Source organism: Niallia sp. FSL K6-0212, assembly GCF_038007605.1.
Lineage (GTDB): Bacteria > Bacillota > Bacilli > Bacillales > Cytobacillaceae > Niallia > Niallia circulans.
The window spans coordinates 3,646,661-3,671,591 of record NZ_JBBOXL010000001.1 but is presented as its reverse complement, the minus strand read 5'-3'; the positions used below and the strand labels follow the sequence as shown (position 1 = coordinate 3,671,591).

General features: G+C 34.2%; 25 protein-coding genes. 6 read left to right on the top strand and 19 right to left on the bottom strand.

The annotated features are described in order from the left end of the window. Positions 1-18 precede the first annotated feature (18 nt). The 4 genes from recQ to MHH96_RS17440 form a co-directional block, all read right to left on the bottom strand. Positions 19-2,175 carry a DNA helicase RecQ gene (gene recQ / locus MHH96_RS17455; protein ID WP_144547205.1) on the bottom strand — a complete coding sequence of 719 codons (2,157 nt, stop codon included), beginning with the start codon at positions 2,173-2,175 and terminating at the stop codon, positions 19-21. Positions 2,176-2,421: 246 nt separating this feature from the next. Beyond that, positions 2,422-2,583, bottom strand: a complete 162-nt coding sequence (locus MHH96_RS25680) for a YjcZ family sporulation protein (RefSeq protein ID WP_082138379.1) — start codon at positions 2,581-2,583, stop codon at positions 2,422-2,424. A 37-nt stretch (positions 2,584-2,620) separates the two neighbouring features. Beyond that, positions 2,621-2,722 (bottom strand): YjcZ family sporulation protein, encoded by a 102-nt coding sequence (locus MHH96_RS17445; RefSeq protein WP_082138378.1) that lies wholly within the window; start codon positions 2,720-2,722, stop codon positions 2,621-2,623. Between the two features lie 139 nt (positions 2,723-2,861). Further along, positions 2,862-3,152, bottom strand: a complete 291-nt coding sequence (locus tag MHH96_RS17440; RefSeq protein ID WP_047943412.1) for a hypothetical protein — start codon at positions 3,150-3,152, stop codon at positions 2,862-2,864. Between the two features lie 271 nt (positions 3,153-3,423). On the opposite strand from MHH96_RS17440, the gene MHH96_RS17435 reads away from it, so the two are divergent. Beyond that, on the top strand, positions 3,424-4,152 hold the full coding sequence (locus MHH96_RS17435) for a ZIP family metal transporter (protein ID WP_047943411.1): 729 nt from the start codon (positions 3,424-3,426) through the stop codon (positions 4,150-4,152). Positions 4,153-4,208: 56 nt separating this feature from the next. Here the strand turns inward: MHH96_RS17435 and MHH96_RS17430 are convergent, their stop codons facing one another. Next, positions 4,209-5,036, bottom strand: a complete 828-nt coding sequence (locus MHH96_RS17430; RefSeq protein WP_047943410.1) for a formate/nitrite transporter family protein — start codon at positions 5,034-5,036, stop codon at positions 4,209-4,211. 168 nt (positions 5,037-5,204) lie between these two features. Next, the gene (locus MHH96_RS17425) at positions 5,205-5,339 is read right to left on the bottom strand and encodes a hypothetical protein (protein ID WP_268874828.1); all 135 of its coding nucleotides are present in this window, start codon (positions 5,337-5,339) and stop codon (positions 5,205-5,207) included. A 435-nt stretch (positions 5,340-5,774) separates the two neighbouring features. Here MHH96_RS17425 and MHH96_RS17420 point away from each other — a divergent pair, with 435 nt between their 5' ends. Beyond that, a complete protein-coding gene (locus MHH96_RS17420; protein WP_047943409.1) occupies positions 5,775-7,394 on the top strand; it encodes an ABC-F family ATP-binding cassette domain-containing protein in 1,620 nt (539 codons plus the stop codon). A 24-nt stretch (positions 7,395-7,418) separates the two neighbouring features. On the opposite strand, the gene MHH96_RS17415 is transcribed toward MHH96_RS17420, so the two are convergent. Further along, on the bottom strand, positions 7,419-8,570 hold the full coding sequence (locus MHH96_RS17415; RefSeq protein ID WP_047943408.1) for a D-alanyl-D-alanine carboxypeptidase family protein: 1,152 nt from the start codon (positions 8,568-8,570) through the stop codon (positions 7,419-7,421). A 158-nt stretch (positions 8,571-8,728) separates the two neighbouring features. Continuing rightward, positions 8,729-9,682: a lysylphosphatidylglycerol synthase domain-containing protein gene (locus MHH96_RS17410; RefSeq protein WP_053215737.1), complete on the bottom strand. Its 954-nt coding sequence runs from the start codon at positions 9,680-9,682 to the stop codon at positions 8,729-8,731. A gap of 482 nt (positions 9,683-10,164) precedes the next feature. Between MHH96_RS17410 and pflB the strand changes: the two genes are divergently transcribed. Further along, positions 10,165-12,408 (top strand): formate C-acetyltransferase, encoded by a 2,244-nt coding sequence (gene pflB, locus MHH96_RS17405; RefSeq protein WP_047943407.1) that lies wholly within the window; start codon positions 10,165-10,167, stop codon positions 12,406-12,408. A 100-nt stretch (positions 12,409-12,508) separates the two neighbouring features. Beyond that, positions 12,509-13,240, top strand: coding sequence for a pyruvate formate-lyase-activating protein (gene pflA / locus MHH96_RS17400; protein ID WP_047943406.1), 732 nt, complete (start codon positions 12,509-12,511; stop codon positions 13,238-13,240). A 74-nt stretch (positions 13,241-13,314) separates the two neighbouring features. Here the strand turns inward: pflA and MHH96_RS17395 are convergent, their stop codons facing one another. From MHH96_RS17395 to MHH96_RS17380, 4 genes are all read right to left on the bottom strand, one after another. Then, positions 13,315-13,497, bottom strand: a complete 183-nt coding sequence (locus tag MHH96_RS17395) for a hypothetical protein (RefSeq protein WP_047943405.1) — start codon at positions 13,495-13,497, stop codon at positions 13,315-13,317. Positions 13,498-13,681: 184 nt separating this feature from the next. Next, positions 13,682-14,506, bottom strand: coding sequence for an ammonia-dependent NAD(+) synthetase (gene nadE / locus MHH96_RS17390; RefSeq protein WP_047943404.1), 825 nt, complete (start codon positions 14,504-14,506; stop codon positions 13,682-13,684). A 12-nt stretch (positions 14,507-14,518) separates the two neighbouring features. Next, a complete protein-coding gene (locus MHH96_RS17385; protein ID WP_144547203.1) occupies positions 14,519-15,979 on the bottom strand; it encodes a nicotinate phosphoribosyltransferase in 1,461 nt (486 codons plus the stop codon). Positions 15,980-16,006: 27 nt separating this feature from the next. Beyond that, complete coding sequence (locus MHH96_RS17380) at positions 16,007-16,546, bottom strand: cysteine hydrolase family protein (protein ID WP_047943402.1); 540 nt, start codon at positions 16,544-16,546, stop codon at positions 16,007-16,009. Positions 16,547-16,851: 305 nt separating this feature from the next. On the opposite strand from MHH96_RS17380, the gene MHH96_RS17375 reads away from it, so the two are divergent. Together MHH96_RS17375 and yidC are read left to right on the top strand one after the other, a co-directional pair. After that, positions 16,852-17,148 (top strand): hypothetical protein, encoded by a 297-nt coding sequence (locus MHH96_RS17375; RefSeq protein WP_061798868.1) that lies wholly within the window; start codon positions 16,852-16,854, stop codon positions 17,146-17,148. Between the two features lie 29 nt (positions 17,149-17,177). Then, the gene (gene yidC, locus MHH96_RS17370; RefSeq protein ID WP_061798870.1) at positions 17,178-17,966 is read left to right on the top strand and encodes a membrane protein insertase YidC; all 789 of its coding nucleotides are present in this window, start codon (positions 17,178-17,180) and stop codon (positions 17,964-17,966) included. Between the two features lie 136 nt (positions 17,967-18,102). Here yidC and tnpA read toward each other — a convergent pair whose 3' ends face one another. From tnpA to MHH96_RS17335, 7 genes are all read right to left on the bottom strand, one after another. Then, a complete protein-coding gene (gene tnpA / locus MHH96_RS17365) occupies positions 18,103-18,588 on the bottom strand; it encodes an IS200/IS605 family transposase (RefSeq protein WP_341117765.1) in 486 nt (161 codons plus the stop codon). A gap of 207 nt (positions 18,589-18,795) precedes the next feature. Next, positions 18,796-19,158: a fluoride efflux transporter FluC gene (locus MHH96_RS17360; RefSeq protein WP_095257323.1), complete on the bottom strand. Its 363-nt coding sequence runs from the start codon at positions 19,156-19,158 to the stop codon at positions 18,796-18,798. Further along, positions 19,151-19,531 carry a fluoride efflux transporter FluC gene (locus MHH96_RS17355; RefSeq protein ID WP_061798874.1) on the bottom strand — a complete coding sequence of 127 codons (381 nt, stop codon included), beginning with the start codon at positions 19,529-19,531 and terminating at the stop codon, positions 19,151-19,153. Before MHH96_RS17355 ends, MHH96_RS17360 begins: the two co-directional genes overlap by 8 nt. 158 nt (positions 19,532-19,689) lie before the next feature. Continuing rightward, complete coding sequence (locus tag MHH96_RS17350) at positions 19,690-19,893, bottom strand: DUF6501 family protein (RefSeq protein WP_047943398.1); 204 nt, start codon at positions 19,891-19,893, stop codon at positions 19,690-19,692. A gap of 69 nt (positions 19,894-19,962) precedes the next feature. Continuing rightward, positions 19,963-20,163: a hypothetical protein gene (locus tag MHH96_RS17345; RefSeq protein WP_047943397.1), complete on the bottom strand. Its 201-nt coding sequence runs from the start codon at positions 20,161-20,163 to the stop codon at positions 19,963-19,965. A 615-nt stretch (positions 20,164-20,778) separates the two neighbouring features. Then, positions 20,779-22,029: a 2-oxoglutarate dehydrogenase complex dihydrolipoyllysine-residue succinyltransferase gene (gene odhB / locus MHH96_RS17340; RefSeq protein WP_061798876.1), complete on the bottom strand. Its 1,251-nt coding sequence runs from the start codon at positions 22,027-22,029 to the stop codon at positions 20,779-20,781. A 19-nt stretch (positions 22,030-22,048) separates the two neighbouring features. Further along, positions 22,049-24,871 (bottom strand): 2-oxoglutarate dehydrogenase E1 component, encoded by a 2,823-nt coding sequence (locus MHH96_RS17335; protein WP_251687248.1) that lies wholly within the window; start codon positions 24,869-24,871, stop codon positions 22,049-22,051. Between the last annotated feature and the right edge of the window lie 60 nt (positions 24,872-24,931).

Below are 24,931 nucleotides of genomic sequence, written 5' to 3'. Positions count from 1 at the left end.
AATCGAGGACGGTTTTTGTTAATTCCGTATTTGTTGGTTTCTTTTTTCTAGCATGATCGCCACTTTAATCATAAAATAACTAATCTCGTCTGGAAGTTCTTCTTTAATGGGCTTTAATTTATCCTTGCCCACTTTTTGAATTGCTTCCCCTATTTTCGTTTTGTCTTCTGGCTTTAGAAATTTTGTCCAATCAATCTCTATTTCTTCTTCTCCACAGCGAAGCAGATGGTTTTCTACCGTTTGAACATTTAATTGTCTTTCTTTTGCGATTTCCTTAATGGATAATCCGCTTTCCCATAACTCCAATGTATGGAGATGAGAGTTCTCCACATATTTTTTCGCTTTTTTGTCTATTTCCGTATTTATTTCGGAAGAATGAATCTCTTTCCTGTCAGCTGAATATGCCTCTTCTTTTTGAAATGCTAAAATATGTTCAATGATTACATCTCCATATTTTTGCAGCTTATGGTCTCCTATTCCTTTTATCTCTCGGAAATCTTCATGCGATGTAGGCATAACCATCGAGATATTTCGCAGTGTTTGGTCGGAAAATACCACAAATGGAGGCACATTTTCTTCCTCTGCCAATTGTTTGCGAATCCCCCTTAAATAATCAAATAGTGCGTTATTTTCACTAACTTTTACTGTCTCTATTTGTTCTTTCCGGACCACTCTAATTTTTCCTAAAAGAACTTCTTTTCCTTTGTTGGAAACCTTTAATATTGGCATCGTTCCTGTACTAACATCTATATATTGTTCAGAAATAAGAAACTCAATAAAATCACTGATTTCTTTAGCTGATTGCTCTTTCATAAGGCCATATGTTTTGATTTTATTTAATTGAAACTCCATTAATTTTTTGTTTTTTGAACCTGTTAATACTTGGGCAACCATTGTTTTCCCGAATCTTTCCCCCATTCTTATCATGCACGACAGTACTTTTTGTGCTTCCACGGTAACATCGATTACCGTCCTTTCATCTGTACAGTTCGAACATTGTCCACATTTCTCCGTATGTTCTTCACCAAAATAATGCAAAATATATTCTTGAAGACAATCTTCAGTATGACAAAAATTTATCATGGATTGTAATTTATCGAGATCTTGCTTCTGTTTATCTGGATCGTTTATTGTCTGATCAATGAGAAAACGCTGAATCCGAATATCTTGTGCTGAATATAACAATATGCACTTACTCTGTAGACCATCACGTCCTGCTCTTCCCGCTTCTTGGTAATAACCTTCCATGTTTTTCGGAAGCTGATAATGAATGACATACCTAATATTACTTTTATCAATCCCCATACCAAATGCATTTGTGGCAATCATAATGGAAACATCATCTTTTATAAATGCTTGCTGTTCAGTCTCTCTTTGCCCATCGTTCATACCGCCATGATATTTCGCAACTGAATAGCCTTTTTTTGCTAATCTTTCATGCAGTTTTTCCACCTCTTGTCTAGTCGCTGCATAAATAATCCCAGATTCCTCTTTATTTTTCTTTAAAAAGGATTCAAGAAACTTCCCTTTATCTTGCCCTTTAATAATGGAAAAAGATAAATTATCACGAGCAAATCCTGTCTTAATTGTATTTTCCCTTGGAATATTTAATAAAAGACAAATATCTTCATGCACTTTAGGTGTAGCCGTTGCTGTTAACGCAGCGACAAGAGGTCTTTCCGCTAATTTATTAATGAGAAAGCCAATCTTTGCATAGCTTGGACGAAAATCGTGACCCCATTGTGAAATACAATGAGCTTCATCTACTGCAATAAAAGAAATAGAAACTTCTTTTAATAATTCCGTAAAATAATCTGCTTCAAGACGTTCTGGTGCAATATAAAGTAATTTATAATGACCGTTTTTTATTTCATAGATCCTTTCCTGTACTTCTTCATTATGTAACGTACTATTAATGTAAGTCGCTGGAATTCCAACTTCTGTTAGTGCATCTACTTGATCTTTCATTAAAGAAATTAATGGGGATATAACTATCGTCAGTCCTGGAAAAATCATCGCGGGCACCTGATAGCAAATTGATTTTCCGCCGCCAGTCGGCATAATTCCTGCAACATTTTCCCCATTTAATAATAGACGAATAATATCTTCTTGTCCTTTTCTAAAATGGTCATATCCAAAGTACTCTTTTAAAATACTACGTGCTTTATCCATCATTACCTAAATCTCCCCACTTTTATCCGAACATATCCTTAAAATATTGTAACACTAATCGGATGAATTTTGAACGTAGCATTGTCATTACAAGTGCCTGTCCAATTAGATGCGTAATAACACTTTATTAGCACAGCAATAAGTAACTTGCTAATTCTCATATAGAGGTATTAGCAAGTTATCAATTATGCTAAGCTACACTCTGCTAACAACATGAACCGAAAGCAGAGGATCAGCCTTTAATTAAATTTATAGCCAAGCTGCTCCTACGATGATTAATAAAATGAAAAGTACTACGATTAAGACAAACCCACTGCCAAATCCAAATCCTCCGCAAGGAGCTACTGGTGCAGCAACCGGGGCCGCATAACCGCATCCACAATTATCGTATCCAAATCCTCCGTAACCCATTTTATAAAACACTCCTTTTTTTCTATCTTTATTCCTATCAGAAGCCGACGTAACAAGAACCTACAATTATTAATAAAATGAATAGCACTACTAGTAGAGCAAAACCTCCACCAAAACCAGCTGTATGGCCACCACTCATTTATTCCACCTCCCTCATACACATAAGCATCATATGAGTCTAGAGTTTGTCCTGTTTGGGCGTTTGAAGAAAAAGCTGAAAATTTATTAAAGTATGTAGACAGATTCCTTTCAGAAAGAAATCTGCCTTTAATAATTGTTTAAAAGAAAGGAATAAAGGCCAATGCTGCGATTAACCCTAAAGATACTCCTATTGCGGCTGCACCAAATCCCCAGCCCCAACCCCAGCCCCAGCCGGGTCTATTACCACGTCTATAACCATATCCGAATCCACCATGGTTTCTCCGATTTCCCCCTATTGGTCGAATATACACTTTATTAGGAGTGACTCTTTCGATGATTCCAGTATGAACCTCACCACTATGGGTACGGATTCTTACACATCTTCCAACACCTTTTGAACACTGATTATAAAAATTCTTAGCAGACATTTATCACACCTCCAACCATTCATCCCTATTATCCTATGTACAAGTCTAAAAAAAGAATGGACAACTATCATAAGAGAAGAGCGGATATTTTGACTGATTATTTCATTAAGATTAAATCAGAAAAAAAATCCTTCCTTTACGATTTACCTGAGCTAGAACAGATCGAGAAATTGCATATTCCAAAATAGAAATACCAATAATTTAAAATAACTTCTAAATGTGTAGATTTTAAAATAATTGGGTAGGAATAAGAAAAAAAAGGAGATTTCATATGTTAGTTGCAGCAATGTGGGGGGCAGTAGCAAGTCTTTCCTTACTCGCGGGATCTATCGCCGCTTTGTTTTTATCGATACCTAAAAGGATTATTGCTTATTTTATGGCTTTGGGTACTGGTATATTAATAGGGGCCTCTTCTTTCGAGCTTTTAATCAAATCCGTACATACAAGTGGAATCGCAGCAACTGCTATTACTTTTTTAACTGGAGCGGGTTTATTTACCTTAATTGAAATATTTCTCTATAAAAAAGGCGGGTCCAATCGAAAACGATCACATAAAAATCCAGAAGGACATTCGGGACTAGCTATTTATATTGGCACTCTGATGGATGCAATACCAGAATCAATGATTATAGGATTAAGTCTATTAATAACACAGAAGGTGGACATGCTCTTCTTAATTGCCATTTTCATCAGTAATTTTCCTGAGTCCCTATCTTCAACGGTGGGTCTAAAAAAAGACAACTATTCAAACAAGAAAATTTTATTTTTATGGAGCAGTGTCATCCTTATTTCCGCAATAAGCAGCTCAGTGGGATATTTATTTTTAGAAAATGCATCAGCAGTAATGCTTTCTGGGCTTCAGTCATTTGGTGCTGGTGGATTAATTGCAATGGTTTGCTCCACTATGCTTCCCGAAGCTTTTGAGCAAGGAGGACCAACAATTGGTTTTGTTGCATGTATGGGATTAATCTTCTCACTATGCATGAGTCATCTAGGATAGAAACTGAAACTGTCGAAATAAGATTTCGACAGTTTTCTGGTCACTAAAAATGGTTGTTACTTTGCTAATGACTTAGGTGTAGTAACACGTAAAGAGGATTCATTCGTTTTTCTTTTTTTCTTAGGAAAAATATAGAGGTTTAATGCGCCAACAAAGAATGCTCCGCCAACGATATTACCGATTGTAACAGGTATTAAGTTATGTAAAGCATTAGCCAATGTGATTGTCTCTGGATGTGGTACGATGAGTGCAATGGAGAAAAGCGCCATATTAGCAACACTATGCTCATAACCAGAAATCATAAAGGCGAAGACAATTAATAATGTTGCAATTATTTTTCCGACATCCCCCTTCACATTCATAGGTATCCAAATTGCCAAACAAACCAACCAGTTACAAAGGATGCCTCGAACAAACAATTCAACTGTTGTTGCACTCATTTTTGAATTAGCAACATCCATAAGCCAAGTTGTTTTAGGAACTAAGCTAAACAAGCCTGAGTAATAGATTAGCAAAGCAAAAAATAATGCTCCAACTAAGTTGCCAAAATACGTACTAACCCAATTATAAATAGTATCTTTCCAACTAGTTGCTCCTGACAAAGTACTCATTGCAAAAGCCATTGTATTTCCTGTAAATAATTCCCCGCCGCCATACGAAATAAGGACTAGCGCCAACCCGAAAAATAAACTAGTCATCATGTACGTAGCAGGAGAATGAATATCGAAAAATGGTTGTGCTAAACGATAACACAGCATTAAAGCAAAACCAATATATATTCCTGCTAAAATGGCTTTTACAAAATAGCGAAAGAAAGAATCGTCGAGTGTTTCTTTCTTCTTCAATGCATAATTAATTGCCTTATCAACTGGGTGAATTTCCATTGCAATACCTTCCTTTCTGTATAACATTATTATACAAAAGGAAAAGTTAATTACTTTGTGAAAAAATGAACAATTTTTAACAATTAGGTAAATGAGAAAATATCGTCTCCTCATTTACAAAAATAAATTTATAATATGTACTATTCAAATAGAAATAAGCTTATAAACTCACTGTGTCGTAGTCGATAATTTACTATTCTGTTGAATTGCTACTGAAAACTGCGATCTTGGCTTTGTAAAGCTAATTTTTATACCAGATTTTTTCATTTTATTAACTAAATCAACTAGCTGTTTTTTAGCCATCCTATACGACTCCTTTATTTCTTAATAATTTTAGTGTACTAGAAATTTATGAAAAAAATATGAACAAATCATAAATAATTTTAGACGATCGATTATTAATTTAGAAACATATTAAAACACTTTCATCTCTACTTCTTAATAAATTCTCTTTATTAGTAGAAAACCCTTTAATTTATGATATTTTTTTACCCTTTGTTTCTATTATCGTAAACATTTTTTCATTTTTCTATCGGGCATTTTTCATATTTTTGATTCTTTTAAGCATAAATGTATTCATTAAAACTAGCTTATCTTTCTATAGATAATTATTTATTTTGGAATAGGGAAACTTTCATCAAAAAAAGTCTTCCAAAGAAAGATTTATTTAAAATAATTCGCGCTCTGATAGTAAAAATGATATAATTTTAAGGATATTGGAGTTTGGAGGATTTTTAAATGATAACAGTAACGAATGTAGGTCTTCGATATGGTGATCGCAAATTATTTGAAGATGTTAATATTAAATTTACACCAGGTAATTGCTACGGTCTAATCGGAGCAAACGGTGCAGGAAAATCTACTTTCCTAAAAATACTATCCGGAGAAATAGAAGCTCAATCAGGCAATGTTTCTTTAGGACCTGGAGAAAGACTTGCTGTTTTAAAGCAGAATCACTTTGAATATGAGGAACATGAAGTATTAAAAGTGGTAATAATGGGTCATGCAAGATTATATGAAGTAATGCAAGAGAAAGATGCTATTTACATGAAAGAAAATTTCACAGATGAAGATGGCATGAAAGCCGCAGAGCTTGAAGGAGAATTCGCCGAATTAAACGGATGGGAAGCAGAATCTGAAGCAGCGATTCTTTTAAAAGGATTAGGCATTGGTGAGGAGCTTCATTATAAAACAATGGCGGAATTAAACGGTTCCGATAAAGTGAAAGTGTTATTAGCGCAAGCACTTTTCGGTGAACCTGATGTTCTTTTACTAGATGAGCCTACTAACCATCTGGATATTAACGCAATTAAGTGGCTGGAGGAATTTTTAATTAACTTTGACAATACTGTCATCGTTGTGTCCCATGACAGACATTTCTTAAACAAGGTTTGTACACATATCGCAGACTTAGACTATAGCAGAATCCAAATCTATGTGGGTAACTATGATTTTTGGTATGAATCCAGTCAATTAGCTTCTAGAATGGCAAATGATGCAAACAAAAAGAAAGAAGAAAAAATAAAGGAGCTTCAAAACTTTATTGCTCGCTTTAGCGCAAATGCTTCTAAGTCGAAACAGGCTACTTCCCGAAAGAAATTACTTGATAAAATTTCGTTAGATGACATTAAACCTTCATCACGAAAATATCCATATGTTGCATTTACTCCTGAACGTGAAATTGGTAATGACTTATTAAGAGTCGAAAACCTAACAAAAACCATTGATGGAGTTAAAATTCTTGATAATGTAAGCTTTATTATGAATAAAGATGATAAAATTGCCCTTGTTGGTCCAAATGAAATTGCTAAGACTACCCTATTTCGTATTTTAGCGGGCGAAATGGAGCCAGATAGCGGCACTTACAAATGGGGAGTTACTACTTCTCAAAGTTATTTCCCAGCCGAAAACTCGGAGTATTTTAAAAACGATGACGAAACTCTAGTAGACTGGCTTCGTCAATATTCTCCAAATGATCAAACAGAAAGCTTCTTAAGAGGATTTTTAGGTCGCATGTTATTTTCTGGAGAAGAAGTATTGAAAAAACCTAGCGTTTTATCAGGTGGAGAAAAAGTTCGTTGTATGTTATCTAAAATGATGCTGAGTGGCGCAAATGTTCTACTTTTAGATGAACCTACTAACCATTTAGATTTAGAATCCATCACAGCTTTAAATAATGGATTAATCAACTTTAAAGGTTCATTAATTTTCACTTCTCATGACCATCAGTTTGTATCAACAATTGCTAATCGTATTCTTGAGATTACACCGCAAGGACTTGTTGATAAGCAAATGAATTACGATGAATATTTAGAAGATGAAGCATTACAAAAAAATATTGCAAATATGTACAAATAAAAAAACCGGGATTCCCCGGTTTTTTTAACGTTTAATTGCCTTTTTTCTCATCACATAGATCAAATAAATGGCGAACGGAATAATGAAGACTATTCCTGGAAAAGAAGATTTTTTCTCATCTCTTCCAGCTTCATTCGGAATATTTTTTTTAAATGTTTCCTCTGCGGGCTTAGTTTTTGCTAATTGTACTGATTGAACAATATCGCCGTTATCATTTTCTATCATGAAAATACCGGTTGAGCTAACCTCTTCCTTCCCTTTTGTGCGTGGAACTGTTATGTTAACTTCCTCTGATGTTTCATAAGTGTTCCCATTAGCAAAAAATGATTTTCCTGCTGGAAGTATCTTATGCGTATATTGGTTAAAGCCATAATCCATTAGTGCTTCCGTATCATTATATACATCCTGCTTATATGTTCCTTTTAAAACGATAGCAATTAAACCTAACTCCCCATTCTCTGCGGTAGTAGCCAAAGTTTGTTTCGATTCGTCTACATAGCCAGTTTTTCCGCCAGTCACTTTGTCATATGGCCGACTCCCGTTTACCATTTGATGATGGCTTACTAATGTAGTATCCCAAGACAAACCATCCCACTTTAATTCATCTGTACCAAATATTTCTCTAAATGTTTCATTTTTCATGGCGTACTGGGTGATTAATGCTAAATCGTTTGCAGTTGTGTAATGATCTTTATCAAATAAACCATTTGGATTTTTGAAATGGGTGGAATGAACATTTACTTTTTCCTTTAAATACTTATTTATACTTGTTTCAAAATCACTAACCGTACCATCTAGATATTCAGCGATAGCTATTGCGGCATCATTTCCAGAGTTAATTAACATTCCATCAAGTAAATGTCTCAGTGTTACTTGCTCACCTTTTTCTAAATAAACTTTTGTCCCTTCCGTTGAATACGCATTCTCACTTACCGTCACAATATCATCTAATTTTCCATTTTCAATCGCATAAATAGCAGTCGCTATTTTTGTTAAACTGGCCGGATACATTTTTTTATACCCATTCTTTTCATATAATACTGCTCCAGTATCACTATCTAATAAGAAAGCTGCCTCACTTATTAATTCAGGTTCCCTATTATCTTCAGCATTACTTATAGCAGGAAAGCAAAATAATAGTAATACGAAACAAAATACAATGCTCGTTTCTTTCATTTTCCCTCACCTATTATTTTCTATGTTTTAAATACCATGACTATTGTACCAAATAATTGAGAATAATAAAGGTCAATCGGGATTTTGTCACAAAAATGAAACGCTTTTGTATTTTTTTTATCATTATACAAGTATACCTTTATTGCTAAACATATAGATTATTCACTTGATAAGCCCTTTAGATAGGCTGCCGCATTTTTCTTTATATTTTTTACAATTTCTAATAAGAATAGAAAAGCTGCCAATAAAAATGGTAAAAGATAATATCCAACCCTATATAAAAAAAGGACTATTAACATTTGTTCTGATTCAATCCCTAAAGATTCTATTCCCCATAAGAATACTAATTCAAAAGAACCCATCCCTCCAGGTATCATACTGATTATTCCAGTACACGCAGCAACTAAGAAAAGCAAGAAAAAATCCCCAATAGATACTGGCAATGCTATTATTTTGGCAATAAAATATAAATATGCAAATAAAAATATCCATTCTAATAGAGAAACAATGATTAAACCAACTATCTGATTTTTGTTAAAAACAAAGTTATGCTGTTTTGCTTTCTGATAACTTACTAGCAGCACTGGAAAGATTAATCCCACTACTATAATAGCTGCAAATATCCAAATATGATCTTCCATTAAATTCAGTCTTTTACTATAAAGAATAGCAATCCAAGACAATAAGCTAATCCCAGATAAATAAAATATTGTTACAATAGCAATCCCTTTAAACAGTTTTTTTCGGTCTGTTTCATATCGTTTATAAAAGAAATTTCGTAAGGCAATACCTATTAAACCACCAAAACCAATTAAATTTGAAAAAGAATTACTAATAAACGAGTATTTACTTACTTTTACAATAGGAACAGGCTTCTTTAAATGTCTTACAAGAAAAAAATCATAAAAAAACATGGGAAGAATCGCAACGAATCCCCCTATTGCAATGTAAAACAAACTATGAAAGGGTATAGTCTGTAAATATTCATATAATTGGTTTATATCTGCTGATACAATCATGTTTTTAATTTCTCTTAAAACGATGATAAATATAACAATCGGCAGTAATATCTTCACTATATTAATTAAGATTTCTTTTTTTCTGATTGACATATTTACCACCTCATACATTTCTTTTGCTTATGTTAATTCTAGTAATAGAGACCTAAAATTAATCTTACCTTATATATGGAAGAAAAGAAACGGAACTTTCTTCAAAAAATTTTTATTTAAATAGCTTTTTTACTATCCAATAGTATGGTCAAAATGAATATCAATATTCTATTGCATGGAAAACTTCTCCACTTCCTTTCTCTATGCTCCATGATGAAAACTCCCCCTATTGTATAACAGTATAATAAAAACAACATAAATATATATAACAGATGTAAAGTTTTTTCTTAGCCTTTTTCTTCTATCTCTTTAAAGTAACTTCTAGGAACCATTGATATTATTGAAGTTCACATATAAGACACAGAATATTCGCGAGATGTACACATTTATTGTGATTGTTCTCACATATTATCTGTTATAGTTAAAACAGAAAGAAAAAAGCTTTCTGTTATATATTTTTATTAAATCATGAGGTGATTATAATGGAAAAAGTTGAAACAACTACTTATTGGGAAGGCTTTAAAAATGGATCATGGCAGAAAGAAGTAAATGTTCGTGATTTCATCCTGAAAAACTTTAAACCATATTATGGAGATTCTGCTTTCTTAGCAGGTCCTACATTAGAAACAACACAATTATGGGAACAAGTAATGGAATTAAGTAAATTAGAAAGAGAACGAGGCGGCGTTTACGATTTAGATACTGACATCGTGTCTACCATTACTTCTCACGGTCCTGGGTACTTAGATAAATCAAAAGAAAAAATTGTCGGAGTACAAACAGATGAGCCTTTCAAACGTTCTTTCCAACCTAACGGTGGTATTAGAATGGCTGTTCAAGCTTGTGAATCATACGGCTATAAAGCGGATGAAGAATTAGTAAAATTCTTTACTGAACATCGTAAAACCCATAACGCAGGAGTTTTTGATGCATATACAGACGAAATGAGATTAGCTAGAAAAGCTGCCATCATTACAGGTCTTCCTGATGCTTATGGTCGCGGAAGAATTATTGGTGACTATCGTCGCGTTGCACTTTATGGTGTTGATTTCTTAATTAATGAAAAACAAAAAGATAAAAAAGCAACTAGTTCTGTTATGACAGAAGAAACAATTCGTTTAAGAGAAGAGCTTTCTGAACAAATTCGTGCTCTACATGAATTAAAAGAATTAGGTGCAAGCTATGGATTTGATTTATCAAGACCAGCAGCAAATGCCCAAGAAGCATTCCAATGGGTTTATCTTGCCTACCTTGCAGCAATAAAAGAACAAAATGGAGCTGCAATGAGCTTAGGCCGTGTATCTACCTTCTTAGATATTTATGTAGAAAGAGACTTAGAAAATGGTACATTAACAGAAAAAGAAGTACAAGAAATTGTGGATCACTTTATCATGAAGCTACGCCTTGTAAAATTTGCTCGTACACCTGACTATAATGAATTATTCAGCGGTGACCCTACTTGGGTAACAGAATCAATTGGTGGTATGGCTAATGACGGAAGACCTTTAGTAACAAAGAACTCATTCCGTTTCCTTCATACTTTAGATAACTTAGGACCTGCACCAGAGCCAAATTTAACTGTGCTATGGTCTACACAGTTACCAGATAATTTTAAGAAATTCTGTGCGCAAATGTCGATTCAAACAAGTGCGATCCAATATGAAAATGATGATATTATGAAACCTCAATGGGGCGATGATTACGGAATTGCATGTTGTGTTTCAGCAATGGAAATTGGTAAGCAGATGCAGTTCTTTGGAGCTCGTGCTAACCTTGCAAAATGTTTATTATACGCAATTAATGGTGGTAAAGATGAGAAGTTAAAAATTCAGGTTGGACCTAAATTTGAACCAATCACTTCTGAATACCTAGACTATAAAGAAGTTACCGAAAAATTTGATAATATGATGGAATGGTTAGCGGGCCTTTATATCAACACATTAAACGTTATCCATTATATGCATGACAAATATAGCTACGAAAGAATTGAAATGGCTCTTCATGATACAGAGATTCTTCGTACAATGGCTACAGGTATTGCCGGATTAAGCGTAGTTACTGACTCATTAAGTGCAATTAAACATGGAAAAGTTAAAGTTATTAGAGACGAAAACGGTCTTGCTGTAGATTTTGAAACGGAAGGAGATTTCCCGAAATATGGTAACAACGACGATGCGGTTGATAGTATTGCAGTTGAGATAGTTGAAAGCTTTATGAAAAAATTACGTAAGCATCAAACATATCGTAATTCTATGCATACTATGTCTATCTTAACCATCACTTCTAATGTTGTATATGGTAAGAAAACAGGTAATACTCCAGACGGACGTCGTGCAGGAGAACCTTTTGCTCCAGGAGCCAACCCTATGCATGGTCGTGACACAAAAGGAACTTTAGCATCCCTATCTTCTGTTGCTAAGTTACCTTACGATTATTCATTAGATGGTATTTCCAATACATTCTCTATTGTTCCAAAAGCTTTAGGCAAGGAAGATGATATTCGGGCAAATAACTTAGTATCTATTTTAGATGGGTATGCAACAAAAGCTGGGCACCACTTAAATGTTAACGTATTTAATAGAGAAACATTGTTAGATGCAATGGAACATCCAGAATTATATCCACAATTAACCATTCGTGTATCTGGATATGCAGTTAACTTTATCAAATTAACTCGTGAACAACAACAAGACGTTATTAGTCGTACCTTCCATGAGTCAATGTAATTCTTAAAGACTGGGCTGAGGGATTTTCTTGTTCCCTCTCCCCTTCTTCTTACAGTGCTACTATACTGGATTGCGGGTTTATTATAAGGAGGAAATAATCATGAACGGCAATATACATTCAATAGAAACATTTGGAACAGTAGATGGCCCAGGTATTCGCTATGTAGTATTTACACAAGGCTGCTTACTCCGCTGCCAATTTTGTCATAATGCTGACACTTGGGAAATTGGTACTGGAAAGCAAATGTCTGTTATGGACATTATCAATGATTTAAAAACATACCTTCCTTTTATCGAACCATCCGGTGGAGGTATTACTGTAAGTGGCGGGGAACCATTATTACAAATACCATTTTTAATAGAACTATTTAAAGAGTGTAAGAAACTTGGTATTCATACCACAATTGACTCTTCTGGTGGTTGTTATTCAAAAGCCCCTTCTTTCCAAACACAATTAGATGAGTTGATGCAATATACTGATTTAGTTTTGCTTGATTTAAAACATATTGACCGTAAAAAGCATATTAAATTGACTGGCATGGGAAATGATCATATTTTAGATTTTGCTGCCTATTTATCTAATAAGAAAGTCCCTATATGGGTTAGACATGTATTAGTACCCACAATTAATGATACAGAAGAAGATTTAACGAGATTAAGTGATTTCATTGCTACACTTGAAAATGTAGAAAAAATTGATATACTCCCTTATCATAAATTAGGTGTATATAAATGGGAGAATCTTGGATTAGAATATCCTTTAAAAGGCATCGAACCACCTACACAAGAATCAGTTGATTTTGCGGCTGCTATTTTAAATAGAACAATGTAAAAGTTTTAAAAACAAAGATAAGAGGCATAAATTTACTATGTGATATCTATGCCTCTTACTAGCTATTATCCTATTTAAGCATCACGATTAGCGAATGGGGGATATGGCGGAAATGGAGGTCCTGGTGGTTTTGGTGGACTTGGCGGATAATGTGGACAACATGACTTCTTTTTGCAGCCGACAGATAATTCGGATTCAAAGGATATAGGGATATTTAATAGTGTAACTTCTACGTCTAAACCTAGAATTTTAAGCATTTTATCTCCCTCCTATATTTTTTTTCGTACAAAATTTTGTTAAACAACATTTACATATTTTGTACTTACATTATAGAGTATGTTCATTCCTGGTACATGTTTGTGCTGTGTCATTAATTTAAGAGAGAATATTGCCAATAAAAAGAGACCGAATAAACGATTATCGGTCTCTTCTTCTTTTCTACTATTCTTTCCACCATTCATCAAACATTGATGCAGGTACTTGTCTCTTATGCTCTGTCAATAAATAACGAGCTTCAATCTTTTCTGCAACAGCTTGTGTAACTTCTTTTCCTTCTAAATAATCATCTAATTCATCATAAGTGATACCAAGTTCGGTTTCATCAGCTTGTCCTGGTTTATTATCTAATAAATCGGCAGTTGGCACCTTCAGATATAGAGCCTCTTCTGCATTCAGCTCTTTTAATAATTGCTTTCCTTGTCTTTTTGATAATCCTGTTAACGGTAGAACATCTGCACCGCCATCTCCATACTTTGTAAAGAATCCTGTAACAGCTTCTGCAGCATGATCAGTACCTATCACTAGTAAATTTTCTTGTCCGCCAATTGCATATTGCGCAATCATCCGCATTCTAGCTTTTACATTCCCTTTATGGTAATCAGCTAATGGAGTTTCACTCATGTTATCATAAACAGTCTTCACGTCATCTACAGGAGTTTTAATATTAAATACATATTCCTTATCCGCTTTTATAAATTCCATTGCACGTTTTGCATCTACTTCATCTGCTTGAACTCCATATGGCAATCTTACCGCTACAAAAGTTGCGTTATAGCCTTCCGCTCGTAATTCTTCTACTGCTAATTGTGCCAGTCTTCCTGCTAATGATGAATCTTGTCCACCACTAATCCCTAAAACAAATCCTTTTGCTTTCGCTTTCTTAGCGTAATCCTTTAAAAATTGGACTCTTTTTTCAATTTCTTGTTTTGGATTAATTTCAGGTTGTACGTTTAAATCCTTCATAATTTTTTCTTGTAGCTGACGCATGCTTTTTCCTCCTCATTTGCGTTTTTGAATTGTTACTTTTACCTTTTCTATATGACTCATTTTATTTTCCCAGCATAAAGGGCTTAAATCTACAGGATATTCCTCAGGATTTAAGGAACGCTTATATTCATCCCAAAGTATTTCTAAACTTTGCTCTGAATACTTTTGAATGCTGACGATATCTGGGGTTGCATATATTAACTTACCATCCTTAAAAATATCTTGATGGATATCTACTGCATTAAAATTAGTCACGAATTTGCTGATATACGTGTGGGTTGGATGAAACATTTTTAAGCGTTCTTCGTTTTCAGGATGTTCGGATTCTAAACAGATATAATCCCCTTCAGATTTGCCATTTATATCATTTATAATTCGATATACCCTTTTTAATCCAGGAGTAGTCACTTTTTCTGGATTTCCGCTAATTTTAATCGTATCTTGCATATTGCCTTCTTTATCTTCAATAGAAACGAGCTTATATACGCCGCCAAGTGCTGGCTGATCATATGCTGTAATTAATTTGGTTCCAATTCCCCAAATATCTATTTTTGCGCCTTGTGCTTTTAAGTTAATAATCGTGTATTCATCTAGATCATTGCTTGCAACAATTTTAGTATCATAGAAGCCGGCTTCATCTAGCATTTTTCTTGCTTCTTTTGATAAATAAGCTAAATCACCGCTATCCAGTCGAATCCCTCGGAAATTTATGCTATCGCCTAATTCCTTTGCAACGCGAATAGCATTAGGAACTCCAGAACGCAAAGTATCATATGTGTCTACTAAAAATACGCAATCCTTATGTCTTCGTGCGTATTTATGAAAAGCTATATACTCATCATGATAGGCTTGAATCATGGAATGGGCATGCGTTCCAGAAATCGGAATACCGAATAATTTACCTGCTCTGACATTTGAGGTGGAATTAAAGCCACCGATAAAAGCAGCTCTTGTCCCCCATAATGCTGCATCAAGTTCATGTGCACGTCTGCTTCCAAACTCCATTACGATTCCATCACCAATTACATTTTTAATTCTAGAAGCTTTTGTTGCAATTAATGTTTGGTAATTCACAATATTTAAGATAGCTGTTTCAACAATTTGTGCTTGGGCAAGTGGTGCTTCAATTCTCATTAAAGGTTCATTTGCAAAAACCACTTCTCCTTCTGCTGCTGACCTTAGACTTCCAGTAAAACGGAGATCTTTCAAATAAGCTAGGAAATCTTCCTTAAACCCTTCTTGTCTTAAGTATTCAATATCCCCTTCAGAAAATTGCAGATTCTCTAGGTATTGAATCACTCGTTCTAAACCAGCGAAAACAGCGTAGCCATTATTAAAAGGCAATTTTCTAAAATATACTTCAAAAACAGCATTCTTTTCAGCAATGCCATCCTCCCAGTATGTTTCAGCCATATTAATTTGATATAAGTCCGTATGTAACATTAAACTGTCATCTTTAAAATTAAAACTCATTATAGTCCTCCTGCAACCCCTAAACGACTAAAGGATAGTAGCCCCTAGTACATTTTTAAAATGTTCCAATGCCCACTGATGGCCGATTTCATTAAATGAAGCAACGGCATTTTCATATATATGAATATTATAACCAAGATTATAAGCATCTACAGCAGTATGCAGCACACATATATCTGTACAAACGCCAACTAGATAAATATCTTTAATGGATCTCTCTTGCAATTTTATATGTAAATCAGTGCCTGCAAAAGCACTGTATCTAGTTTTATCCATCCAATACACATTGGTTAAATCTTTGTGATCTTCATAAGTTTTTTGAAGTGTTCCATATAAATCTCTTCCTCTTGTGCCAGCAATATTATGAGGTGGAAAAAGCTTTGACTCTGGATGATATGGATCATTTAATGTATGCAAATCAATTGCAAACACGGTTAAATCATCATTATCGATAAAATTCTTCGTAATGTTGACTATTTCATTCTCAATGGCAATGCCTGGTTCACCACATGGTAAATTGCCCTCCACGAAGTCAAAAGTGTAATCAATATTAATTAGAGCTTTCATTAAATCCCCCCTTAATTTCTACAGAACTTATTAAAAACATCCTATAAGAAAACACCTTGATTTATATTTAAACTATCCTTTATTATACCATTCATTTTATTTTTTCCTATTGTAAATACTTAATTCTTCCTGATTTTATTCAAATTGTTTCTCTAGAAGGGAACTATGTTTTATCATTCAACATTTAAAAATGTCATAAAATATCCTTATTATCTGTAATATTGACCTTTATCCCTAGTTGTTAATTGCTTTTCCACACTAGTTTAGATATAATTTTATTTGTTCACTAATAATGAGGTGTATAAATGATTGATTTATTATTAGACTTAACGTTTTTTCCCAGTTATCAAACGGTTTACTATACATTTTTAGTAGGTCTAGTACTGAAATATTTATGGGATTGGAACATTAAGACAACGGTTCAGCAAGAATTCTTTGCAACGGATGAAAAGTTGTCATTAGATGTTTCTATCACAACAATAAATATGAATGTTCAAAAATATAATACTCCTATTTTGCACTGGATTGTTAAAAATATCCGTAAAAGAATAGAGAGTTCCCATGATGATCCTGAGAAACCAATTACCTCCTTTGTTAGCTAGTATTTAATTAACAATTTGGAGGAATTACAATGAAAATATTATCAAAAAATACATTACTAATCATGCTATTAGGTTTATCAACTATTCTACTGAGTGCTTGTTCCTCATCAGCAAGTGGAAATAATGATGGGTTTTTCCATAAAATATTTGTTGAGCCTTTTACGGCAATTATTCACGGAACAGCAGATGTATTTGCTGGAAGCTACGGCCTTGCGATTATTCTGATCACTTTAGTAATTCGACTTGTCTTAATGCCTTTAATGCTGAAGCAATATAAAAAACAACAATTAATGAAATCAAAAATGGATACAATTAAACCTGAAATGGAAGCAATTCAGAAAAAGATTAAGGCCACTAAAGATCAAAAAGAACAGCAAAAACTGCAAATGGAAATGATGGATCTTTACAAAAAAAATAATATTAACCCACTTAATATTGGATGTTTACCAATGCTGATTCAAATGCCGATTTTAATGGGATTCTATTATGCAATACGTGGTTCTCAAGAAATAGCTAGCCACTCCTTTTTATGGTTTAATTTAGGACAGTCAGATTTAATTCTAACCGCGTTAGCAGGTATTGTTTATTATTTACAATTTAGAGTATCGCAAAGTACCATGACACAAGAACAACAAAAGCAAATGAGTAAAATAGGATTGATTTCTCCTATTATGATTGTAATAGTGTCTTTAAATGCTCCAGCAGCTCTACCACTATATTGGACAGTCGGTGGAACTTTCCTTATCTTCCAATCTTTAATCGGCAGAAAGCTATATCCGCCCCAACCTAATAATAAAAAGATAGCGGCAGATAAATAAGAATAAGGACCACCCGTGAGAACGGGTGGTTTTCTCTGCGGCTGAAAGCCTTTATTACTGACCAAACCCTAAAGGGCTACTGAAAGGTTCGCCAATTGTACTACTTCTACTGGCCAGACCTCAAAGGCCTTCTCTCCTAATTTTTTCGTTTCTTTTTCTTCACTTCTTCCCCTGTAAATGGATCAATATATTCCATCATTGTTAATTGTTCTGCGACTATATCATCTTGTATTTGATTACGGATATATTCTTCAATTACCTTTTTGTTTCTTCCTACCGTATCTACATAATATCCTGTACACCAAAATTTTCGATTTCCATACTTATATTTCAATTGTGCATGTCGATCAAATATCATCAAGCTACTTTTCCCTTTTAGATAGCCTACGAATGCTGATACACTTAATTTTGGCGGAATACTCACTAACATATGTACGTGATCCTTACACGCTGTTGCTTCTATTATCTCCACGCCTTTCCTCTCACATAAGGTACGTAAGATTTGCCCAATATCTTTCTTTATTTTCCCGTAAATAATTTGTCTTCTATATTTTGGTCCAAATACTATGTGATACTTACAATTCCAAGTTGTGTGTGCTAAACTATTATTGTCTTTTGACATAAGGACTTCCTCCTGGCTATTTATTTTCGGTTGGCGAACCAAAAAATATTTTAGCACCAAGAGGAAGTTTTTTTAATACCGCGCTGTAAGCTTTTTGGAACCCTAGGCATAGCCCAGGGTTTTCTTTTCTATAAATAAAGGACAAATTTTACGTAAAGAGCACTTGGCTACATGTAAAATTTGTCCTTTTTTAAATAGACATTTTGTTTAGAAATAGAGACCAAATTTCCATCCTGCAAAGCAAAATAAAATCCCGCCTAAAAAGGTCCCCAAAATATAAAAGAAAAAACCTCCTTTTTTCTTTTCTCGACATAATGTTACTGCCTCAACAGCAAAAGTAGAGAATGTTGTAAATGCTCCTAAAAAACCAATTGCTAAAATAAAATAGGCATTGACATTCACACCCATTCCTACAATTAATCCTAGTAGAAACGATCCGATTATATTGACAATCATGGTCGGAATAGGGATAGACGATGCCATTATTTTTTTTAGTTCATTTATAAAAAAATAACGAGAAATAGCGCCAATAAAACCGCCAACTCCAATTAACAAAAGATTACTAACCATTTGATTTACTCCATTTTCTTTCTCCAATTTTCATTCCTAAATACGCAAAACTAATTCCAAATACGGCACTACCAACAACATAACTAATAGCGGGCACAGGACTACCTGCAATTAGCAATTGAACAGTATCCAGACTGAGTGTTGATAAAGTAGTAAAAGAACCAATCATGCCTGTTCCAATGGCTGCAGTATATTCTGATTTTAACTTTTGTTTTTTTATAATGGCGCTGGTAAACCAGCCTAATATAAAGGAACCAGCAATATTAATTCCCAATGTTTGCAGGGGAAAATCATAGTCAAAAGGAATTTGACCTACAATAAATCGCAAAATGCTCCCTATCACCCCGCCAATACCAACAAATATATAACTCATAATTATTCATTCCTTTATTTAATAAAATCAATTCAGGATTATGATACAAAAAAGATGTCTAATGAAAAGAATAGGTATGATTTTCAAAGGAATTCTTTCTATCATTTCATTCCTATAAACCTCATAGCTTTTCTATCATAAAAGACATCTTATCTTTCTTATATTGTTTGAAAATAATCTTTGTAAAAACCGCCAACTTTACCAGAGTTATCTACAACAAAGTAAAATTCCTCTGTCTCATTCTTTACTTCATACTCTTTTCCTACTGTTAACACTCTATTAACAATGTATTTGTTTGCATCTGTATGTATACATTTTACTTTTTTAACAGATGGTTTCTTTTCCCAGTTTTCATGTATCATTTTATTGCTCCTTTCATCTAGTACTATCCTAGTATAAAGGGAAACCGATACATAGTGCAACAGGTTCTGTTATGAAACTAAATTCTGTTGTTCCTTTTCCATCCACTTAATCCTATTTCTTTCAAATGTAAACCATTTTCCTGTGTCTACTTGTAAAAAAGTCATGTAGCATATGCCATTAATCCAATCCATGCGTTTGAAATCCATTGCATAATAGAATGTATGATTATATTTGATGACATAAATGTTTTTATGTTCTTGAATATACATATTATGACCTTCCTTCTATGATGTAGTTAGTATTCTATACCACAGGAAAACTACCTCTTAAACCAAAATAATTATTATATTAATGTAACATTTTATTTAATTTCTATCTTGGTATACTTTCCTTCTTCCTCCTGTGATTTCCTTTTTGAGCCTTATCGATTTATGGAAAATACAGGTAAATACTTCCGAGTTTTTTCTTCTTGATGAACAGTAACGATCTTTCGTTTACATAAATTATTATTACCACTTGGGTAATAGTCTTCAAATTCTTCTAAAATCAGTAAATCTATACGTGGTACACGTATAATTCTCAATACACTTGTTTTTGATCATCAATATTGAAAATCGATAATTGATGTTTCCATCAAATAATTTTTTATGTACCCGAGCATCATCTGTCAGATATTGATAGATTCCTACCATGTAATGATATATTATTCTTTTAGCAAAGACCCGTAGATAAAGGATTTGTACTGTGCTTTGCATCCAGAAAAATTCCTTTGAAATTGGTTCAAATCAACACTTTTTGTACGATTTCAAATACTATTCTATTATAAAAAGATACAGGGAGTTCCCGATAATAGAAACTCCCTGTATCTATATTTAGCGAAGTAATTAAGCCTCAAACAATAGCGACTCAGGATCTTCTAGTAGATCTTTTATTCTTGCTAGGAATGTAACTGCTTCTTTTCCATCAATGATGCGGTGATCATAAGACAGAGCCAAATACATCATTGGTCTATTTTCCATTCTCTCAGCATCGATTGCCACAGGACGCAGCTGGATTTTATGCATTCCAAGTATACCGACCTGTGGTCCGTTAAGAATTGGAGTAGATAACAAAGATCCAAAAACACCGCCGTTTGTAATAGTAAATGTCCCACCCTGTAAATCGCTTAATGATAGTTTATTACTTCTTGCTTTACTTGCAAAGTCTAAAATTTCACTTTCTATTTCAGCGAAGTTTTTCCGGTCAGCGTCTCTTAAGACTGGTACAACAAGCCCTTCATCTGTTGATACAGCAATACCGATATCATAGTATTTTTTTAAGACAATTTGGTCACCTTGGATTTCTGCATTTAATAATGGCGCTTTCTTTAGAGCTGCTACGACAGCTTTAGTAAAGAAAGACATAAAGCCAAGCTTCACATCATTCTCTTTTTGAAATGCATCTTTTCTACGATTTCTTAAGGCCATAATATTAGTCATATCAACTTCATTAAAAGTAGTTAGCATTGCCGTATTTTGTTTAACCTCTAATAATCGATTAGCGATTGTTTGTCTTCTTCTTGTCATTCTCACTCTTTCCACTCGATTATCTGATTCTACAGCAGGTGCTGCCTTTTCAACTTTCGGTGTTTGTACTGATTGTGCTGAAACTGATGCAGCCGCCTTTTGATCATGTGCTGCAACATCTTGCGCTCTTACTCTTCCTAATGGATCATTCGTTTGGACTGCTGTTAAATCGATTCCTCTCTCTCTTGCCAGCTTGCGAGCAGCTGGTGAAGCAATAGGATGTTGTTTATTAACTTGTTCTTCTTTTTGTTCCTTTGGCTCCTCTGTAGTTTGAGCTTCTGTTTCAATCTTTTCAGCTTTTTTTTCTTCTACTGCCTGTGGTTCTTCAGGAGCTCCTTCTGCGCTGACTATAGCAATTGTTTCTCCGACTTGAACCGTATCTCCTTCATTTGCTTTTAATTCTTTAATGATTCCACTTTCCTCAGAAATAATTTCCACATTTACTTTATCTGTTTCCAATTCAACAATATAGTCGCCCTTTTCCACATATTCCCCTGTTTTCTTTAACCATTGGGCTACAGTTCCTTCGGTAATTGATTCAGCTAATTCTGGTACCTTAATCTCTGCCATTTTAATTTTCCCCCTCAATTCATTCCATAGTCAATGCTTCATTTACGATTCTTGCTTGATCTTTTCGATGAACAATTGGATCCCCTTCAGCAGGACTAGATCTTCTTCTTCTACCGACATATTGTAAGGAAATAGAATCGGAAATTAGTTTTCTAATTCTTGGCTCCATAAAGCTCCATGCTCCCATATTCTTTGGCTCCTCTTGAACCCATACTACCTCTTTTAAATTTGGGTAGCGTTGAATAATTTCAGTTAGCCTCTCTTCTGGGAAAGGGTAAATTTCTTCAACTCTTGCAAGGTGGATTGCTTCTGCATTTTCAAGCTTTTTATGTGCTTGATATAAGTCAATGGAAATTTTACCGGTAGAAAGAACTAATCGCGTAACAGCATTGTCATTTTGTCCTGTGTTATCTACTTCTAAAACAGAATGAAACGCACCTTCACTAAATTCTAGTCCGTTAGAAGCAACATCAGCATTACGCAGCAAGCTCTTTGGTGTCATAATAACTAAAGGTCGTACTTCTTCTTTATTTAGAATTGCTGCCTGTCTTCTTAAAATATGAAAGTATTGTGCAGATGATGATAAATTTGCAACCGTCCAGTTATTTTCAGCTGCTAAGATTAAGAATCGCTCCAATCTTGCACTGGAATGTTCTGGTCCCTGACCTTCATATCCATGTGGTAAAAGCATTACTAAACCAGATTTCTGTCCCCATTTAGCTCTGCCAGCTGCAATGAATTGATCAAACATTACTTGTGCTGCATTAGCAAAATCACCAAATTGCGCTTCCCATAATACAAGTGTTTCAGGAGCATGAACATTGTAACCGTACTCAAATCCTAGTACAGAACCTTCCGATAACGGACTGTTATGAACAGCAAATGACGCTTTCGCTTTAGATAAGGTATGCAAAGGTGAATACTGCTTCCCTGTTACATAGTCATGTAAAATAATATTACGATGAGCAAATGTACCACGTTCAGAATCCTGCCCTGAAAGTCTGATTGGTGTACCGTCTTCTAAAATCGTTGCAAAAGCCAATGTTTCCGCTAAAGACCAATCAATTTTCCCTTCCCCTTCTAGAGCATCATTTCTCCGCTTTAAAACTTTTCCTAATTTATCAAAAACTTGAAATTGAGAAGGATAGGAAAGTAACTCACTATTTATTTGTTTTAATTGCTCAATTGGAACAGATGTTTTAACTTTCGGCAATTGACGCTCCACCGAATTAGGTGGGTTGGTAATATCCGGATCTTCATTTTTCTTTGGTACTCTATCATGTGCTTCTTTAAGTTTTCTTGTAACCTCTTCTTTCAACGCTTGAATATCTTCTTCATTTATCACATTTTCGGCAACTAGCTTTTCACCGTACAGCTTTGTAATGGTTGGATGTTCGTGAATTAACTTGTACATTAATGGATTTGTCGTCATTGGTTCATCCATTTCATTGTGACCATATCTTCTATAACCAATTAAATCGATTAAAAAGTCCTTCTTAAACTTCTCTCTATATTCGATAGCTAGTTTTGCAGCTTTTATACAAGCTTCTGGGTCATCTGCATTCACGTGAATAATAGGAATCTCAAATCCCTTTGCAAGATCACTAGCATATCTAGTAGATCTCGAATCACTAGATTCTGTTGTAAATCCAATTGTGTTATTAGCGATAATATGAATTGTTCCACCTGTTCGATAACCCTTTAACCCTGTTAAATTTAAAGTCTCAGAAACAATTCCTTGCCCAGGAAAAGCTGCATCTCCGTGGATTAAAATAGCTAGTGATTTATTAGAATCTTCCGCTGGAAAGCCAGGTTTTGTTCTATCATCCTGTGAAGCTCTTGTAAATCCTTCTACTACTGCACCTACAAACTCCAGATGACTTGGATTGTTTGCAAGAGTGAGCCGGACATTTGAAACATTATTTGATTTAATTTGTCGATCCAAGCCTAAATGGTATTTTACATCCCCAGTCCAGCCAAAGCTAATACCGATTGATCCTTCTGATGGTACTAACTGTTTATTAGGAGCATGCTGAAATTCTGCAAATATCATTTCATAAGGCTTCTCTAATACATGGGCTAACACATTTAATCGACCTCTATGCGCCATTCCTATATTAATATTTTGAGCACCATTTAATACTGATTCAGATATAATCTTATCTATCATTGGTACCATTGTATCGAGACCTTCAATCGAAAATCTCTTTTGACCGACATATGTTCTATGTAAAAAATTTTCGAATTCTTCAACTTCTATTACCCTTTTTAAAAGCTTTCTTTTTAACTCTTTATGACAGGCGGGTTTTAAGCTTCCTGACTCTACTTTAGACTGTAGCCAGTTTTTTTCTTTAATATCATTAACATGATAGTATTCAAATGCAATGGTCTTTGTATAAATCTCTTTTAAATATTGAACCGCTTCATAGCCATTTATTATATGATTAGGAGCATCTGGACAAATTAAACGAGCTGGAATTTTTTCTAAATCTTCTTTCGTTAAATCAAAACGAGCTAAATCAAATAACTCATACTCTCTCTTATGATCCTTTAAAGGATAAATATCAGCCGCTAAATGTCCATATGCTCTTATCTTATTCACTAATGTTACTGCTGCAATAATTTTTTCAACTTGAACTTCGGACTGTAGAGATAAATGATTCGTGCTAGTTTTTGTTTGATTATCAATTGGGGGACCCCATTGATCAAAATGCCTTTTCATTTCTTCATCAACTGAATTTGGATCTTGAACGTATTTCTCATAAAGCTCCATTACGAGCCCTAAGTTCGGCCCATAAAATCTTGGTTGGTATGAGACTGTACCATCAGATGGCTTCTCCATGAAAATTTCCCTCCACCACTTTTATTATCATTTTTTATCTTCCCTTTGTTATTGCGCTTT